Raw genomic sequence first — 16835 nt, forward strand, 5'->3', positions numbered from 1 at the left:
GGCCGGCTTCTTCCGCTATCTGACCAAGCCGATCAAGGTCGTCGAATTCATGGACGCGCTCGACGTGGCCCTGCACCATGCGGCTGCGCATGGCCTGGCCGAYGAGCAGCGTACCCCGGATGCCGCGTAGGTCGGATCAGGCCGAAGGCCGTAATCCGACAACATTGTTGGCTGATCTTGCCGCAATGATGCGCCAGGCCATGCCAGGCGCCTTGGCAGCTTGGGCCGGCAATGGTGTCGGATTACGCGGTTCCCGCTAATCCGACCTACATCGCCTGCGACAACGCCGGGCTTAAAGTCGTGGTCGGATTGGGCCGAAGGCCGTAATCCGACAACATTGTTGGCTTATCTTGCCGGAATGATGCGCCATGCCAGGCGCCTCGGCGGCTGCACCTGCGAGTTCAACAATGTCGTCGGATTACGCGGTTCCCGCTCATCCGGCCTACATCGCTTGCAAAAACGCCGGGCTTAAAGTCGCGTAGGTCGGATTAGGCCGAAGGCCGTAATCCGACAACATTGTTGGCTGATCTTGCCGGAATGATGCGCCAGGCCATGTCAGGCGCCTTGGCAGCTTGGGCCGGCAATGGTGTCGGATTACGCGCTTCCCGCTCATCCGGCCTACACCGCCGGCAAACTGATCTGGAACGCCAGGCCGCCGCCTTCGCGGTTGCGCACTTGTAATTCGGCGCCGTGGCGCAGCAGCACGCGGTCGACGATGGCCAGGCCCAGGCCGGCGCCGTTGGCTTGTCCGCGTGCCGTGTCCAGGCGGGTGAACGGCTTCAACAGCTGTTCGATTTTTTCCGCCGGCACGCCCGGGCCGTGGTCCTGCACTTCGATGATGACCTTTTTCGCGCCGTGGCTGGTGCGCACCTGGCAGGCGATGTCGATTTCCGTCACTTCGCTGCCGGGCGTCTTGCCGTAGCGGCGCGCGTTTTCGATCAGGTTGTTGAGCACGCGGCGCAAGTCTGTCGCATTGCCCATCGCATGCGCGCCTTCGGCGATCGCCGCGTTGATTTTCACGTCGGGCAAGCGCATCGCTTCACGCGCCATGTCGCTGAGCAAACCGCTGAGGTCGACATCGGTAAAGGTCGACGCTTCCGTCGGCCTGGCGTAGTCGAGGAACTGGCCGATGATGGCGTCCATCTGTCCGATATCGGACTGGATGCCCTCGCGCGCCTCGTCCGACAGGTTGGCCATTTCCACTTCCAGCTGCATGCGCGCCAATGGCGTGCGCAAATCGTGCGAGATGCCGGCCAGGATCACGGCGCGGTCCGATTCCACCTGTTTCAAGTCGTCGACCATCTGGTTGAAGCTGCGGTTCGCCTCGATGATTTCGATCGGGCCTTTTTCCGGCAGCGGCGCCGGCTGCTTGCCCTTGGCGATGTCGCGCGCGGCCGCAGTCAGGCGCGACAGCGGCAGGTTGATCAGGCTGGAAATGATGGCCGCGCCCAGCACGGACAGCAGCGACACCAGGCTGGCCCAGCCCAGCCACTGGAAGCCCGTCAGGCCGCGCAGGCGCTCGCGCTCCAGCATCAGCCAGTATTCGTCGTCGTCGATCTTGAAGCTGACCCAGAAGCCGGCCACGCCGTTCACGCGCGCGGAAAAGCGCGTGTCCTCGCCCAGCTTGGCTTTCACCAGCGCCTCGATGTCGGGCATCAGGTAATTGTCGGGCGGCGGCTCGATGCGGTCATCCTCTTCCAGCGGGAAGATGCGGATGCCTTCGTTGCTGACCAGGTCGAACAGCAGCTCGCGCCGCAGCTCGGGCGCCGAGTGCGTCAGCGCCGCATGCGTGATGGTGACAACGGAAATGACCTGGGCGGAAATCTGCTGCGCCTGCGGCTCGCGCTGGATGACGGAAATCATGCCGATCCAGGCGATCATGCTGACCGTGGTCAACGTACCCAGCAGCAAAAAGGTACGCCAGAACAGGCCGCTTTTCAGCCGTGCCAGGCTGATATCGGGAACAAGCTTCATCATGCCTCGCCAGCGATCAGCGCGGCTGTCCGTCCGGGATGAAAACGTAGCCCAGGCCCCACACGGTCTGGATGAACAGCGGGCTCGACGGGTCAGGCTCGATCAGCTTGCGCAGGCGCGAGATCTGCACGTCCAGGCTGCGGTCGAACACTTCGTATTCGCGCCCGCGCGCCAGTTCCATGAGTTTTTCGCGCGACAGGGGCTGGCGTGCATGGCGGGCAAATACTTTCAGGACGGAGAATTCACCGGTCGTCAGCGGCACCGTTTCGCCATTCTTTTTCAGGGTGCGCGTGCCCAGGTCCAGCACGAAGTCGCCGAACTCGAAGGTTTGCGGCGTTTCCGATGGCGCGCCCGGGATTTCATCGGGACCCTTGCGGCGCAGCACGGCGCCGATGCGGGCCACCAGTTCGCGCGGATTGAACGGCTTCGGCAGGTAGTCGTCGGCACCCATTTCCAGGCCCACGATGCGGTCCACGTCTTCGCCCTTGGCCGTCAGCATGATGATCGGCGTCTGGTCGCCCGCGCCGCGCAGGCGGCGGCAGATCGACAGGCCATCTTCGCCCGGCAGCATCAGGTCGAGCACCAGCAAGTCGTAGCGCTCGCGCAGCCACAGCTTGTTCATGGCGGTCGCGCTCTCGGCCGTAAAGACATTGAAGCCCTGTTCGGTCAGGTAGCGGCGCAGCAGGTCGCGCAGGCGCACATCGTCATCCACCACCATGATTTTGGCTTGATGGCCGTGGATGGATTGCGTCGTCGTATTGCTGCCGGAGGTGGAGGTTGTGGTCATTTAGGATGTCGTGTTATCGTATATTAGTTGCTATAGTAACGCCTCGCGCAGCGCCCACAAGGGGCTGTGGCGACCCATTACAAAGTGTTACAAACTTTACCCAATTACTCTTACTGCACCGTGTAAAGCATCATACACTGGGGCCACAGTGGAAATCAGCTTTAAGTTTATACGGCATTGCGGAAGAGGAACTCAATGAATATCTTTACAAAAAAAATTCACGCCGCTCCCAGCGCAGCGATTGCCGCACGCGCCTCTTCGCTCGTCCTGTCCGCCGCTGCCGTTTGTTCCCTGTTTGCCGCCGGTCTGGCGCAGGCACAGAACCAGCCGCCACCACGCCGCGATGAGCAGCAGCAAATGCAGGCACAGCGCTACGAACAGGTACAACGCAATAACAGCAATGATACGCGACTGCGCGAACAGCGTGACGCACGCAGTTTCGACACGCGTGCCGAAGAGCAGCGCCGCGCCAATGACGGCGGCGATTCCTCGCGCCGCACGGGCCGCATGACCCCTGACGAGCGCCGCGACCTGCGCCGCCAGATCAATGAAGTGGGACAAGACATCTACTCGAATCCGCCGCGCCGCTGATTTTTCCCGACCCGATCCGCCCCGTAACAGGGCCAATGCATGCATTGGCCCTGTTTTCACGTTGATGCTGTCATTTCCCTGGTTTTGGCACGCTGCCGCGCCCCGTGATATTGTTCCATTGCAAGGTGGCACACACAACCCTGGGGAGGCAAGTGGTGAGCGACGACGACACGCCCGTTCCTGATGCGAACCAGGCCCCCGGCTTGCCGCACGGTCTCGTCCAGCGCCATGAAGGCGTGTATTTCGACCTGTCCGTGGCGCCGGCGCAGCTGCGCGCCGCCGTCGAGCAGTTGTTCCAGTCGGGCCAGTTGCTGCTTGGCCTCGATTACGCCCTGTTCCTGCTGACCCTGTTCCACGCGCCGACGCCGCGCGCCGCGCCCAAGGGCGAAGCCTTGCTGCGCATCGCCGCGCGGGTGGCGCCATTCCCGCCCTTGCGCCGCCTGCTGTACAAGCAAATCAAGATCCGTGGCGATGTCGCCGAGTTTTACTTCGAGGCGTTGCCACCCGGCACGGACGGCCAGGTGCCGGCGCGCCGCGAGTTCGACGAGCTGGTGGCCGACCTGTGGGGCAAGGGCGTGCGCTACGGTATCGATAGTCTGGCCGTGCGCGCCTTGCTCGATGCGGGCAAGGCCGAGCGCATCACGGTGGCGCGCGCGCTGGCGCCGCAGCCGGGCCGCGATGCCCAGCTGGTCGAGGTGTCGCAAGGCATCCACCGCGACGATGCGCCGCGCGAGCGCCCGGATGGCCGTCTCGACCTGCTCAGCTTCAAGAACCGATTTCCGCAGGTCAAGAAACACGCGCGCCTGCTGCGTTTGCTGCGGGGCGCTCCCGGCTTGCCCGGCTTCGACCTGGCCGGCAACGTAGTGCCGCCGCCCGCACCGCTGGAGCTGGATCTGGCCACGGTGGCGGGCGCCGGCACGGTGGTGGAACACTTCAGCGATGGCGACTTCGTGGTGGCCGCCCTGGATGGCTATGTGAATATCGATGAGCACGGCAAGATTTCCATCGACAATAAAATCGTCAGCCGCGAAGGCGTCAGCAGCCGCACGACGGGCAACCTGAAGCTGCGCGCCGCCTACGAGGAATATGGCGAGGTGCAGGAGCAGCGCTCGGTCGATGGCAGCGACATCACCATCCATGGCGACGTCTACGGCCATCTGCATTCGCACGGCGGCCTGATCTGGCTGCAGCGCAACCTGGTGGGCGGCACGGCCTTCAACGAGCACGGCGACGTGCGCATCGACGGCGTGTCGTCCGGCTCCGTGGTCCAGGCGCTGAGCGGCGAAGTGCACCTGGAACGGGCCGAAAGCTGCGTCATCGCCGGCACGCGCGTAGTGATCGACCACGCCAGCAATTGCGAGATCATCGCCGACGAGGTCGTCATTGAACTGGCCGAAGGCTGCGCCGTGGCCGCGCGCACCATCCGCATCGGCAGCGCCGGACCGCGCAAGCAGGTGGAAATGCTGCTGTTTCCGCTGGTACCCGACTTGCGCCCGCTGGAGCAGAAAATTGCCGAAAGCCTGGCGCGCGCCGCGCAGTTTCTGCAAGTTCAACAGAAGCGGCAGCAGGAGAACGATGCCATCGCGCAGCTGCCGGAAGTGCGCAACTATCTGCTGCTGGCGGGACAGCTGCGGCGCGGCGAATTGCAGTTGCAGCCGGCGCAGCAGGTGCAGTACGACAAGCTGGCCGCGCGCATCGCCCCCGTGCTCAAGGAGGTGGCTCGGCTGCGTCTGGAAGTGAAGCAATCGGAAATCTCGCAGGCGCAGATGCTGGCGCAGGTGGAGCAATTACGCCTGCAGCGGCAGGCAACGGCGGGGCAGTCGCACTGCACCCTGGGCCTGGTCGATGGCGAGACGACGGTGCGCGCCATGGTGGTGCCGCAGGGGCCGGCCAAGGTCTACGACCGGCCGCCGAAAGAAATCAAGGCCTTGCTGCGCAGCGCCACGCCGGCCACGCAGCTGGTGTTTGCCGACAGCACGGGCAGCCTGGAGTGGACTTACCAGCCGCCGCCCTGATCAGTCAGTGACCTTGCCGCGCGATTGTTTCAATACGCTGTGCGTGCTCTTGCTGTCGAGGCGGCGCCGCTGTGAGCTGCGCGTGGGCTTGGTGGCACGGCGCACGGCGGGCAAAAAAGTCACGCTGTCGATGATTTCCTGCAAGCGCCGCAAGGCCTCTTCCTTGTTCTGCTCCTGGCTGCGCGATTGCTGCGCCTTGAGCACCAGCACGCCATCCTTGCTGATGCGGCTGTCGCGCAGGGCCAGCAGCCGCTCCTTGTACGCTTCCGGCAGCGACGAGGCGGCAATGGGGAAGCGCAAATGGATGGCGCTGGAAACCTTGTTGACATTCTGCCCGCCCGGGCCCTGGGCGCGGATGGCGGAGAATTCAACTTCGGCGGGATTGACGAGGTGTTGCATGGCCTGCCTGTGGAAAAAGATGCTGGTATTGTAAGGCAAGACGCGCGCGGCTGCGCCGGCGCAATGCGGGACTGGTCAGCCGATAATGTCTTCCGGGAAAGTTGATGTTTCTCAACGCCGTTGGCAATGATGCCCGTTAGCATGGGGCCAAAGTTGCATCATTGCGCCGCATCCTGGCAGCGCTGACCGGATGAAAGGAACATCATGCAGCCCACGATACCGTCTGGCGCCGCAGTGCCCGCCGTGCAATACCTGAGCTTCCGGCTGGGTGGCCTCGAATACGGCCTCGATTACCGCTGCGTGCGGGAGTTGCGCCCGCTCAAGGAACTCGACCGTTTCTCGTCGGAAGGCGAGGTGCTGCGCAGCGTGGCCGTCTCGCGTGGCGTGATCATTCCCATCGTCGACATGCGCGCCGCGTTCGGCAGCGCCCAAGGTGCGCCCGACCCTTCCACCGACGTGATCATCCTGCAGTTGAGCAATGGCGTGATGGGCATGGTGGTCGATGGCATTACCGACATCGTCAGCCTGGCGCACGAGGATATCACCGCCGTGTCCGGCCTGGGCGAGACCGAGGCCGATTATCTGCTTGGCCTGGGCCAGGTGGCGGGGCGCCGCCTGATCCTGGTCGACATCGACCGCCTGATGGCGATCCGCAGTCCCAGCCCGATGCAGGCGGCGTAATAAAAAAAGACGACCCTGGGGTCGTCTTTGCTTGTTGCCTTAGCCCAGCTTTTCCAGCTGGTCCTGCAACTCCAGCCATTCCGCTTCCAGCTGCGCCAGGTCCTTGGTGAAGAAGGTCTGGTCGGCCAGCAATTGCTTCAGCTTGGCCTTGTTGGCGGCGTCATAGATGCTCGGCTCGCCCAGCTTGGCGTCGGTTTCCGCCTTTTGCGCATTGCGCTTGGCGATCTGCTCTTCCTGGCGCTTGATCTTGTTTTCGATCGGCTTGCGCAGGGCGGCCGTTTTCTGGCGCTCTTCCGCTTCCTTGCGCTTGTCGCGCACGGGCGCGGCAGGGGCTGCCGCGGCAACGACGGGCGAGACGACGGGGAAGTCCGTTTTGTTGGCCTTGCCTGCGGCCGGCAGCACGTCCGTGCCCTTGCCCAGCTTGGTCTTGAACAGCCAGTCCTTGTAGTCGTCCAGGTCGCCGTCGAACGGCTGCAGCTTGCCGTCGGCAACGATGATGAATTCGTCCGTGGTGGCGCGCAGCAAGTGGCGGTCATGGGACACGACGACCAGGGTGCCTTCGAACTGCGCCAGCGCTTCCGTCAGCGCTTCGCGTGTTTCCAGATCCAGGTGGTTGGTCGGTTCATCGAGCAGCAGCAGGTTCGGACGCTGCCAGACGATCAGGGCCAATGCCAGACGGGCTTTTTCGCCGCCCGAGAACGGCGCGATCGAGGCGGTCACCATGTTGCCGGGGAAGTTGAAGCCACCCAGGAAGTTGCGCAGTTCCTGCTCGCGCACGGTCGGGGCGATCTTCGACAGATGCCACAGCGGCGATTCGTCGTGGCGCAGCATTTCCACCTGGTGCTGGGCGAAGTAGCCGATGTTCAGGCCCTTGCCCATGGTGGCGTCGCCCGTCAACGGCATCAGTTCGCCGGCGATAGTCTTGATCAAGGTCGATTTGCCGGCGCCGTTCTGGCCCAGCAAGCCGATGCGCTGGCCGATCTGCAGCGAGAATTTGATGCCGTTGACGATGGTCTTGTGCGTGATTTCGCCCGTCGCTTCGTTTTCGATCTTGTAACCCGCATCGACATCTTCCATCACCAGCAGCGGATTCGGCGCGCTCAATGGCTCGCGGAATTCGAACGAGAATTCGGCGGCGGCGCGCAATGGCGCCAGCTCTTCCATCTTCGCCAGCGCCTTCATGCGGCTCTGTGCCTGGCGGGCCTTGGACGCCTGCGCCTTGAAGCGGTTGACGAAGGATTCCAGATGGGCACGCTTGCGCTGCTGCTTTTCCAGCGCGCCGGCGGCCAGGATCATCTGCGCCGCGCGTTGGCGCTCGAAGCTCGAATAGTTGCCCGAATAGCGCTTCAGCTTGCGTTCGTCGATATGCACGACCACGTTGACGACTTCATCGAGGAAGTCGCGGTCATGGGAAATGATCAGCAGGGTGCCGGCATAGCGTTTCAGCCAGTCTTCCAGCCAGATGATGGCGTCCAGATCCAAGTGGTTGGTCGGTTCATCGAGCAGCAGCAGGTCGGACGGGCACATCAGCGCTTGCGCCAGGTTCAAACGCATGCGCCAGCCGCCGGAGAAACTGGCGACAGGTTGCTGCATCTGGTCCAGGGTAAAACCCAGGCCCAGCAGCAATTGCTCGCCGCGCGACTGCACGGTATACGCGTCGGCATCGGCCAGTGCGCTGTAGATTTCGCCGATGGCGATGCCGTTTTCCGACGTCGCCGGTTCCGCTTCCAAACGCGCCAGTTCCGCTTCCAGTTTGCGCAGGGTGACGTCGCCATCGATGGCGTAGTCGAGCGCCGCACGGTCCAGCGGCGGGGTTTCCTGCGCCACGTAAGCCACGCGCCATTTGGCGGGGAAATCGATCTCGCCCTGGTCAGGGTGCAGTTCGCCACGCATCATGGCGAACAGGCTCGATTTGCCCGCGCCATTGGCGCCGATCAGGCCGATCTTGTCGCCCGGGTTGAGGGTGACATCGACTTGTTCGAGCAACGGTTTGATGCCGCGCATCAGGCTTACTTGTAGGAAACGTATCATTTTTTTCTTTGTAAAGGCTGGGAGTGAACCCGCGCCGTAAAATTCAGGTAGGTCGGATTAGCGTAGCGTAATCCGACAAGTGGGCGCTGCCCGTCGGATTACGCCCTTCGGGTTAATCCGACCTACCAAGTCGATCAAACCAGTTTCAACTGCTCGGCCGTCAGCAGGAACACCATGTCGTCGCCGGCGCTCGTCGTCAGCCAGGTCAGGCCCAGCGCGCCGAAGGCCGCTTCCGCGTATTCGCGTTCATTGCCGATTTCAATCATCAGGATGCCGTCGTCCGTCAGGCGCTCGGCCGCGCCGGCGATGATCTTGCGCACCAGGTCCATGCCGTCGCTGCCGCCGTCGAGGGCGATCTGCGGTTCGGCCAGGTATTCCTGGGGCAGGGCGCCCATCGACGCGGAATTCACGTACGGCGGGTTGCTGATGATTAAGTCATACTTTTTGGCTGGCACGTTGGCGTACAGGTCCGATTCGATCAGGTGCACGCGGTCCTGCAGCTTGTACGTGTCGACGTTGCGCTTGGCCACTGCCAGCGCGTCGGCGGAAATGTCCACGGCATCCACGGTAGCGTTCGGGAAGGCGTCGGCCATCATGATCGACAGGCAGCCCGAGCCGGTGCACAGTTCCAGGATGTTTTCCACCGCGTCCGGTTCCGGCACCCACGGCGAGAAGTATTCAGGGATCAGCTCGGCGATGAAGGAACGGGGCACGATCACGCGCTCGTCGACGTAGAAGTTGTACGTGCCCAGCCACGCTTCCTTGGTGATGTAGGCTGCCGGCACGCGGTCGATGCTGCGGCGGTCGATGACGGCCATCACGCTGGCCACTTCCGACGGCAGCAATTTGGCGTCCAGGAACGGTTCCAGGCGGTCCAGCGGCAGTTTTAATGTGTGCAGCACCAGATAGGCGGCTTCATCGAACGCTTCGGCGCTGCCGTGGCCGAAAAACAGCTTGGCGGTGTTGAAACGGGTGACGGCGTAGCGCAGCAGGTCGCGTGGCGTGGAAAACGGGTTCGGGGTCATGGCATTCTCGAAAAGACGGTGTTCTGGCCCGCCGTGACGGGCCTCGGTATTCTGGTTCAGACGGGCAGCAAATGCTCCAGCGTACGCCGGTAAATATTCTTCAGGGGATCGATGTGGCGCAGTTCGATGTGCTCGTCGATCTTGTGAATACTGGCATTGGGCGGCCCGAATTCTATCACTTGGGGGCAGATTTGCGCGATAAACCGGCCATCGGAGGTCCCGCCCGTGGTCGACAGCTCCGTCGTGATGCCTGTTTCTTCCAGGATGGCGGACGACAGCGCATCGCTCAAGGTGCCGCGTGGCGTGAGGAAAGGCAGGCCGCTCAGGGTCCACTGCAGATCGTATTGCAAGTCATGCTTGTCGAGGATGGCGTGCACGCGTTGCTGCAGGCTTTCCGCCGTGCTGGCCGTGGAAAAGCGGAAGTTGAAATCGATCACCATGTCGCCGGGAATGACGTTGTTGGCGCCCGTGCCCGCGTTGATGTTCGACATCTGCCACGACGTCGGCAGGTAATACTCGTTGCCCGCATCCCATTTTTCCTCGACCAGGTCGGCCAGCGCCTGCGCCGCTTCATGAATCGGATTCTTTGCCAGGTGCGGATAGGCGATGTGGCCTTGCACGCCCTTGATCGTCAAGCGGCCCGACAGCGAGCCGCGGCGGCCATTCTTGATCATGTCGCCCAGCTGCGCGCTGGACGTCGGCTCGCCCACCAGGCAATAGTCGATCTGTTCGCCGCGTGCCTTCAGTTGCTCGCAGACGATGACGGTGCCATCCGTTGCCGGGCCTTCCTCGTCGCTGGTGATCAGAAAGGCGATCGAACCCGTATGCTCTGGGGTGGCGGCGATGAATTCCTCGCAGGCCACCACCATGGCGGCGATCGAGGTCTTCATGTCGGCCGCGCCACGGCCGTACAGCTTGCCGTCGCGGTGCGTGGGAATGAAGGGCAGCGAGCGCCATTGCTCGACGGGGCCGGTCGGCACCACGTCCGTGTGGCCGGCGAAGACGAACACGGGCGAGCTCAATCCGCGGCGCGCCCACAAATTGGTGACGTCGTTCGACTGGATCGTCTCGCAGACAAAGCCCAGTGGCGTCAGAATATCGATCAGGTGCTGCTGGCAGCCCTTGTCATCGGGCGTGACCGAGGACAGGGCGATCAGTTTTTCGGTCAGGGCGAGGGTTTTGGAGGTGGTCATGGGAATATTGGCGAAGCGTCAATCCGGGGTCAGACCCGCCGGGGACATTTGCCCCAGTGGGCAAATGTCGATCCCTAAGGTCTGACCCCGGCCTTGCTGGTGTCGGGTTTAAACTAAAAAAATGGCTGAATACTGCGCATCCGAAAACGCCACGCTGAACTGGCCATCCTTGTCCAGCACGGGGCGCTTGATGATCGACGGGTTTTCCAGCATCAGGTCCAGCGCGCTGGCCGCGTCGACGATGGACGCCTTGCGCTCGTCGGACAGGGCGCGCCAGGTCGTGCCTTTCTTGTTGACCAGCACATCCCATGGCAATTGCGCCAGCCAGGACTCGACCGTGGCGCGTTCCAGCCCCTGCTTCTTGAAGTCGTGGAAATTGAAGTCGAGCTGCTGCGCGGCCAGCCAGGTGCGGGCCTTTTTGACGGTATCGCAGTTCGGGATACCGTAGAGTGTAATGGTCATAGTGGTCGGGCTAACGGGGAATGAATGCGGTTCGCTTGATCGCGGCGCTTGCGCTGGCGCGATAGGCGATGTTAGCCGACATTATACAGTTGATATGCAGCCGATGCGGCGCTGCAACATGTCCCTCAGATTTTCCCTACACGGGCCGTGGCGCCGCCTTGCCTGATTCCGCCGGGCCGAAATGCAGGCCCAGGCGCAAGGCCAGGGCGCGCAGGGCGCCGCTTTCCTGCAGGTGCAGGGCCAGCGCGATGTGGCCGTCCGGGCGCACCAGGTAGGCGGCATCGCGGCCCAGTCCTGCCAGCTTGGCGGCGACATTGAAGGTGTAGCAATGCACGGGCAGTTTCAGCACGCGCGCCTCGTCCAGCAATTCCGGCGCGGGCTCGCCATAGATGTGCAATTGCCAATCCATGCTGCGCAGGGCGAGAAAATTGTCTTGCGTGCCGTCGGAAAACCACGGCAGGCGGTCGCCGCCGCGCAAGTGTTCCGCGTGGCCGGCGGACAGGGCGCTGTCGTCATAATTGATCTGGATTTGCGATACCGTCTGGAACAGCAGCCGGCGCGCGCGCGCGAAGCCGGACAGGAAGGGCAGCGCGTGCGGCACCAGCCAGCGGCGCAGGAATTGCCCGGCGATGCCTTGCGCGACGATGGCCTGGAAGGCGCGGTCGGTGGTGGCGACGAGCTTGCGGGCAAACACGATGCGCTCGCTTTCATAAGTGTCGAGCAGGGCGTCGTTGCTCTGGCCCCGCAGTTTTTGCGCCAGTTTCCAGGCCAGGTTGACGGCGTCGCCCAGGCCCGTGTTCATGCCCTGGCCGCCCACAGGGCTGTGCAGGTGTGCCGCGTCGCCGAGGATGAAGCAGCGCCGCTCGCGGAATTGCCCGGCTACCCGGTGGTGCACTTTATAGGTGGAAAACCAGTTGATTTGTTCGACCTGGACCCCCAGCAAGTTTTCCACGTCGCCGCGCACATCGTCGAAGACGGGCGCGGGCGCGCCTTCCGGGCGGTCGGGCAGGATGCCGATCAGGCGCTGCATGCCGCTCGTGCGCACGGGCAGCATCAGCGCAAACGAGTTCGCGCCCAGGTGGGCGTGCAAATCCGTATTCTTGCCCGCCACTTGCGCGTCGGCCACGTAGTACAGGTGGTCGTAAGTGCCGCCGGAGAAGTCGAAACCGGCAATCTCGCGCACCTTGCTGCGCGCGCCGTCGCAGCCGCAAATATAGTCATAAGTGCAATATTGGCGTTCGCCGTCCTTGAGCAGGATGGCTTGCACTTCGCTATCGTCCTGCGTCCACAGGTCCAGCGCGACGTTCCATTCCACGTGTACGCCGGCCGCCGCCAGCTTGCTGATGAGGAAGCGTTCATGCTCGTCCTGCGGCAGGCTCAGCACGAAAGGGTAGGGGCTCAGCCCTTCGCCGATCTCGCCCAGCGCCAGTTTCACCAGCTCCTCGCCGCCTTCGTGGATGTGCATGGCGTTGATCTTGATGCCCAGGCTGACGAGTTCGTCTGCAAAGCCCAGCTGCTGGTAAAACTCCAGGGTGCGCGCATGCACGGCCATGGCCCGCGATGCCTGGCCCGGGCCGCTGTTCCTGTCGATGATGCGGCAATCGACGCCATGGCGCGCCAGGCGCAAGGCAAGCATGAGGCCGGTAGGACCGGCACCGACGATCAGGACGGGAGGAGTATTCATGCCATCCAGTATAGGACAGGATGGGGGCGGATAGCGGGACGATTGAAGTTGCTAGCCGGAAATGAAAATGTCCCGCCAAATGGCAGGACATGATTTGCTATGCGCGTCAGGACGCCTCTGCAAACCGTAGCGGGCAGATGCGCGGCGTGGCCGAGAAGCGCAACCGTACATGTGTACGGTGAGCATCGCCGGCCGCGCCCCGCGACGCGCAGCAGGTTTACAGAGGGGTCATCAGATACCGCGCAGGAGTTCGTTGATGCCGGTCTTGGCGCGGGTTTTTGCATCCACGCGCTTGACGATGACGGCGCAGTACAGCGAGTACTTGCCATCTTCCGAAGGCAGGTTGCCCGACACCACGACGGAGCCGGCCGGTACGCGGCCGTAGGTCACTTCGCCCGTGGCGCGGTCGTAGATCTTGGTCGACTGGCCGATGTACACGCCCATCGAGATGACGGAGTTTTCTTCGACGATCACGCCTTCGACGATTTCCGAACGGGCGCCGATGAAGCAGTTGTCTTCAATGATGGTCGGGTTCGCTTGCATTGGTTCCAGCACGCCGCCGATGCCGACGCCGCCGGACAGGTGGACGTTCTTGCCGATCTGCGCGCAGGAGCCGACGGTGGCCCAGGTGTCGACCATGGCGCCTTCATCGACGTAGGCGCCGATGTTGACGTAGGACGGCATCAGCACGACGTTCTTGGCGATGAAGCTGCCGCGGCGGGCGACGGCAGGCGGCACCACGCGGAAACCGCCCTTGGCGAAGTCTTCCTTGGTGTAGTTGGCGAACTTGGTCGGGACCTTGTCGTAGAACTGCATCGTGCCATCGGATGGCAGGACGACGTTGTCTTCCAGGCGGAACGACAGCAGCACGGCTTTCTTGACCCACTGGTTGACTACCCAGTCGCCCGTGGTTTTTTCCGCCACGCGGATGCTGCCGTTATCCAGGCCATTGATGACGTGGGAGACGGCGTCGCGCAGTTCGGCCGTGCCGTTGCCCGGATTGATCTCGGCGCGGTTTTCCCAGGCCTGGTCGATGATGGTTTGCAGTTGTTGGCTCATGATGATGTCTTGTTTATGTAGGGTTAATGCGTGGTTGATGCGGATGCGGAAAGCTGCTGGCAGAATTTTACTATGCGCAGGGCCGCTTCCAGCCCTTCGGCCGTTTCGGCCACCAGGGCCATGCGGATGCGGTTGCGGCCCGGATTGATGCCGTGCGCGTCGCGCGCCAGGTAACTGCCAGGCAACACCGTCACATTATATTCGGCGTACAGGCGTTGCGCGAATTCGGTGTCGGACAGTCCCGTGCGGCTGACGTCGGCCCACAGGTAGAAGCCGGCGTCCGGCAATTGCACGTCCATCACCGCTTGCAGCAGCGGCGTGATGGCGTCGAACTTGGCGCGGTACTTGGCGCGATTTTCCTCGACATGGGTTTCGTCGTTCCAGGCCGCGACGGAGGCCGCCTGCACGGCGGGGCTCATGGCGCCGCCGTGGTAGGTTCGGTAGAGCAGGAATTTTTTCAGGACCTCCGCGTCGCCGGCCACGAAGCCCGAGCGCATGCCGGGCACGTTCGATCGTTTCGACAGGCTGGAAAACACCACCAGGCGCGCATACGGGCGCTCGACGGTGGACAGGCCCAGCATGTGCGCCGCCTGCAGCGCGCCCAGCGGTGGCGTGTCGCCATGGTAAATCTCGGAATAGCACTCGTCGGCGGCGATGATGAAATCGTAGCGCTCGGACAGGGCGAACAGGTGTTCCCAGTCCGTCAGGGTGAGCACGGCGCCCGTCGGGTTGCCTGGCGAGCACAGGAACAGCAGCTTGACCTTTTCCCACACGGACGCGGGCACGCTGTCGTAGTCGCAGCCGAAGTTGCGCGCCGGGTCGGAATTGACGAAATACGGTTCGGCGCCGGCCAGGTAGGCCGCGCCTTCATAGATCTGGTAAAACGGATTCGGGCTGATCACGAGCGAACCGGCGGCCGGATCGATCACCGTTTGCGCCAGCGCAAACAGCGCTTCGCGCGAACCGTTCACGGGCAGGATCTGCGTGGCAGGATTGAGCTTGGGGATGCCATAGCGGCGTTCCAGCCAGCCGGCGATGGCGCTACGCAAGGCTTCTGAACCGATGGTGGTCGGATAGCTGGCCAGACCGTGGATATTGTCGGTCAATGCCTGCTCGATGAAAGCCGGCGTCGGATGCTTGGGTTCGCCCATGCCCAGGCTGATGGGTGCGTATTCGGGATTGACCGTCACGCCGGCAAACAGCTGGCGCAGCTTTTCAAACGGGTATGGTTGCAGTTTAGCAAGAAGTGGATTCACGGAACGGACCAGGGCAAGAGTGGGGTGAGTGTGTCGCGGATCGGTTGCCGGGCGCGGCCAGGCTTGGCGCAATGACGCAGGTCAAACAATCGCGTAGCCTTTTATTATAGCCGTCCTCGCGCCTGGACTGTGCAAGCGGCTGCTTGTTGCTGACGATGGCCTGCCTTGGCGTAGTGCGCCGGGGAGTGCCGCGTCGTGGCGCGGCAGGGTAAAATACGCCATGCCTATCTTACTTCCCACCTTGCTTGCTATTGAAACCTCGTCGGAACTCGCCTCTTGCGCCTTGCTGCGCGGCGATGCCGTCCTTTCCCGTGCGTCGTCGGGCGTGCGCACGCATTCCCAGTCCATCCTGCCGATGGTGCAGGAATTGCTGGCCGAAGCGGGCGTGACCCTGGCTGACGTCGATGCCATCGCCTACGGCTCCGGCCCCGGCTCGTTTACCGGTGTGCGCACGGCCTGCGGCATCGCCCAAGGCCTGGCCTACGGCGCCAATTTGCCCGTCGTGCCCGTTGTCACCCTCGATGCCATGGCATTGGCCTGCCACCAGGCTCACGGCGCGCAGCGCATCCTTGCCGTGCTCGACGCCCGCATGGGCGAAGTGTATTGGGCGCAATATGCATACCAGGATGGCTTGCAAACCGTCCTGCCGCCCGCGCTGAGCGCGCCTGCCGGCGTTGTACCGCAAGGCGACGTGGCCGGCTGCGGCAACGGCTTTGCCGCCTATGCCGAAGCCCTGGCTGGGCTGCCGTGCGCCGCCAGCGCCGACGCCGCCGTCATGCCGCATGCCGTGCAAGTGGCGCAGTTGGCGCGTATCGCCTTTGCCGCCGGCCATGTTGTGAAGGCGGCCGATGCGCAGCCTTTGTATTTGCGCAACAAGATCGCCTACACCAGCGCGGAACGCCAGGACATGCAGGCTGCCAAGGCCGCTGCGGAGTCCGCGCAATGAGCGTGGCGGGCCAGGACCGTGCCGCCGGCTGGGACTTGCTGCGCCTCGACTATCAGCCGATGGCCGAAGCGGACCTGGCAGAAGTGCTGGCGCTGGAAGAGCGCGTGTATCCGCATCCCTGGACGCATGGCAATTTTGTCGATTCCCTCAAAAGCGGCTACCCGGCCTGGGTGCTGCGCGACGTGGATGGCACCTTGCTCGGCTATTTCCTGCTGATGCTGGTGGTCGATGAAGCCCACCTGCTCAACGTGGCCGTCGACGGCGCTATTCAGGGCCAGGGCCTGGGCCGTTTCCTGCTGAACCAGTCCTGCGCCTGCGCGCGCCAGCTGGGCATGGAATCGATGCTGCTGGAAGTGCGCCCGTCGAACGTGCGTGCGCTCGATATTTACCAGCGCTATGGATTTGAACAGATCGGGCGGCGCAAGGGCTATTACCCGGCCGCCGATTCGCAACGTGAGGACGCCATCGTGATGCGTTATACCTTATGAGCCGCAGCGCTGTTTTTCTCGATGAAATGGGCGTCGGGCCATTGTGGCGCTTGCGCCAGGGCGTCGCGCCGGAAGCGCAGGATGCCGTGGCAGCGGAACCTGTCGCCGTCGAGGCAATCATGGCCGAGCCTGTCATGCAGGCGGTGCCCGTGGCCGATGAGCCTGCGCCTGTCCCTGCGCCACTGGCGGCCGATGCTGCCGGCCCGGCAGTCGTGGCCGAGGCGGCAGGCGTCGCCGCCAGCGT

15 protein-coding genes and 1 pseudogene are annotated in these 16835 nt (G+C 63.4%); 6 read left to right on the forward strand and 10 right to left on the reverse strand.

Annotation, left to right across the window (positions count from 1 at the left end; genetic code table 11):
* Positions 1 to 618: 618 nt before the first annotated feature.
* Both JaAD80_RS18150 and ompR read right to left on the reverse strand, forming a co-directional pair.
* A complete protein-coding gene (locus JaAD80_RS18150; protein ID WP_102296077.1) occupies positions 619 to 1977 on the reverse strand; it encodes a sensor histidine kinase in 1359 nt (452 codons plus the stop codon).
* Between the two features lie 13 nt (positions 1978 to 1990).
* Positions 1991 to 2692, reverse strand: a complete 702-nt coding sequence (gene ompR / locus JaAD80_RS18155) for a two-component system response regulator OmpR (protein ID WP_223278807.1) — start codon at positions 2690 to 2692, stop codon at positions 1991 to 1993.
* A gap of 264 nt (positions 2693 to 2956) precedes the next feature.
* Here ompR and JaAD80_RS18160 point away from each other — a divergent pair, with 264 nt between their 5' ends.
* Positions 2957 to 3352, forward strand: a complete 396-nt coding sequence (locus JaAD80_RS18160) for a hypothetical protein (RefSeq protein WP_102296079.1) — start codon at positions 2957 to 2959, stop codon at positions 3350 to 3352.
* A gap of 155 nt (positions 3353 to 3507) precedes the next feature.
* Positions 3508 to 5367 (forward strand): flagellar assembly protein A, encoded by a 1860-nt coding sequence (locus JaAD80_RS18165; protein ID WP_180979465.1) that lies wholly within the window; start codon positions 3508 to 3510, stop codon positions 5365 to 5367.
* Here the strand turns inward: JaAD80_RS18165 and arfB are convergent, their stop codons facing one another.
* Entirely contained in the window at positions 5368 to 5766 is a 399-nt protein-coding gene (gene arfB, locus JaAD80_RS18170; RefSeq protein ID WP_034749850.1) for an alternative ribosome rescue aminoacyl-tRNA hydrolase ArfB, read from the reverse strand.
* 204 nt (positions 5767 to 5970) lie between these two features.
* Between arfB and JaAD80_RS18175 the strand changes: the two genes are divergently transcribed.
* Positions 5971 to 6447, forward strand: a complete 477-nt coding sequence (locus JaAD80_RS18175) for a chemotaxis protein CheW (protein WP_102296082.1) — start codon at positions 5971 to 5973, stop codon at positions 6445 to 6447.
* A gap of 39 nt (positions 6448 to 6486) precedes the next feature.
* On the opposite strand, the gene JaAD80_RS18180 is transcribed toward JaAD80_RS18175, so the two are convergent.
* The 7 genes from JaAD80_RS18180 to dapC form a co-directional block, all read right to left on the reverse strand.
* Positions 6487 to 8478, reverse strand: coding sequence for an ATP-binding cassette domain-containing protein (locus JaAD80_RS18180; protein ID WP_102296084.1), 1992 nt, complete (start codon positions 8476 to 8478; stop codon positions 6487 to 6489).
* 134 nt (positions 8479 to 8612) lie between these two features.
* Positions 8613 to 9503, reverse strand: a complete 891-nt coding sequence (gene prmB / locus JaAD80_RS18185) for a 50S ribosomal protein L3 N(5)-glutamine methyltransferase (RefSeq protein ID WP_102296086.1) — start codon at positions 9501 to 9503, stop codon at positions 8613 to 8615.
* Positions 9504 to 9559: 56 nt separating this feature from the next.
* The gene (gene dapE, locus JaAD80_RS18190; RefSeq protein ID WP_102296088.1) at positions 9560 to 10696 is read right to left on the reverse strand and encodes a succinyl-diaminopimelate desuccinylase; all 1137 of its coding nucleotides are present in this window, start codon (positions 10694 to 10696) and stop codon (positions 9560 to 9562) included.
* A gap of 108 nt (positions 10697 to 10804) precedes the next feature.
* On the reverse strand, positions 10805 to 11158 hold the full coding sequence (locus tag JaAD80_RS18195; protein WP_102296090.1) for an ArsC family reductase: 354 nt from the start codon (positions 11156 to 11158) through the stop codon (positions 10805 to 10807).
* 136 nt (positions 11159 to 11294) lie between these two features.
* A complete protein-coding gene (locus JaAD80_RS18200) occupies positions 11295 to 12842 on the reverse strand; it encodes an FAD-dependent oxidoreductase (protein WP_102296091.1) in 1548 nt (515 codons plus the stop codon).
* Positions 12843 to 13073: 231 nt separating this feature from the next.
* Entirely contained in the window at positions 13074 to 13901 is an 828-nt protein-coding gene (gene dapD, locus JaAD80_RS18205) for a 2,3,4,5-tetrahydropyridine-2,6-dicarboxylate N-succinyltransferase (protein ID WP_046683916.1), read from the reverse strand.
* Positions 13902 to 13924: 23 nt separating this feature from the next.
* On the reverse strand, positions 13925 to 15157 hold the full coding sequence (gene dapC, locus JaAD80_RS18210; RefSeq protein WP_102296093.1) for a succinyldiaminopimelate transaminase: 1233 nt from the start codon (positions 15155 to 15157) through the stop codon (positions 13925 to 13927).
* Between the two features lie 220 nt (positions 15158 to 15377).
* Here dapC and tsaB point away from each other — a divergent pair, with 220 nt between their 5' ends.
* From tsaB to JaAD80_RS30755, 3 genes and pseudogenes are all read left to right on the forward strand, one after another.
* Complete coding sequence (tsaB, locus tag JaAD80_RS18215) at positions 15378 to 16103, forward strand: tRNA (adenosine(37)-N6)-threonylcarbamoyltransferase complex dimerization subunit type 1 TsaB (RefSeq protein ID WP_102296095.1); 726 nt, start codon at positions 15378 to 15380, stop codon at positions 16101 to 16103.
* The gene (rimI, locus tag JaAD80_RS18220) at positions 16100 to 16591 is read left to right on the forward strand and encodes a ribosomal protein S18-alanine N-acetyltransferase (protein WP_102296103.1); all 492 of its coding nucleotides are present in this window, start codon (positions 16100 to 16102) and stop codon (positions 16589 to 16591) included. Before tsaB ends, rimI begins: the two co-directional genes overlap by 4 nt.
* Positions 16588 to 16835: pseudogene (locus JaAD80_RS30755) on the forward strand (uracil-DNA glycosylase); the annotation flags it as partial. The gene rimI and the pseudogene JaAD80_RS30755, both read left to right, overlap by 4 nt.

Origin of the sequence: Janthinobacterium sp. AD80 (assembly GCF_002878455.1) — a bacterium.
Classification (GTDB): domain Bacteria; phylum Pseudomonadota; class Gammaproteobacteria; order Burkholderiales; family Burkholderiaceae_D; genus Janthinobacterium.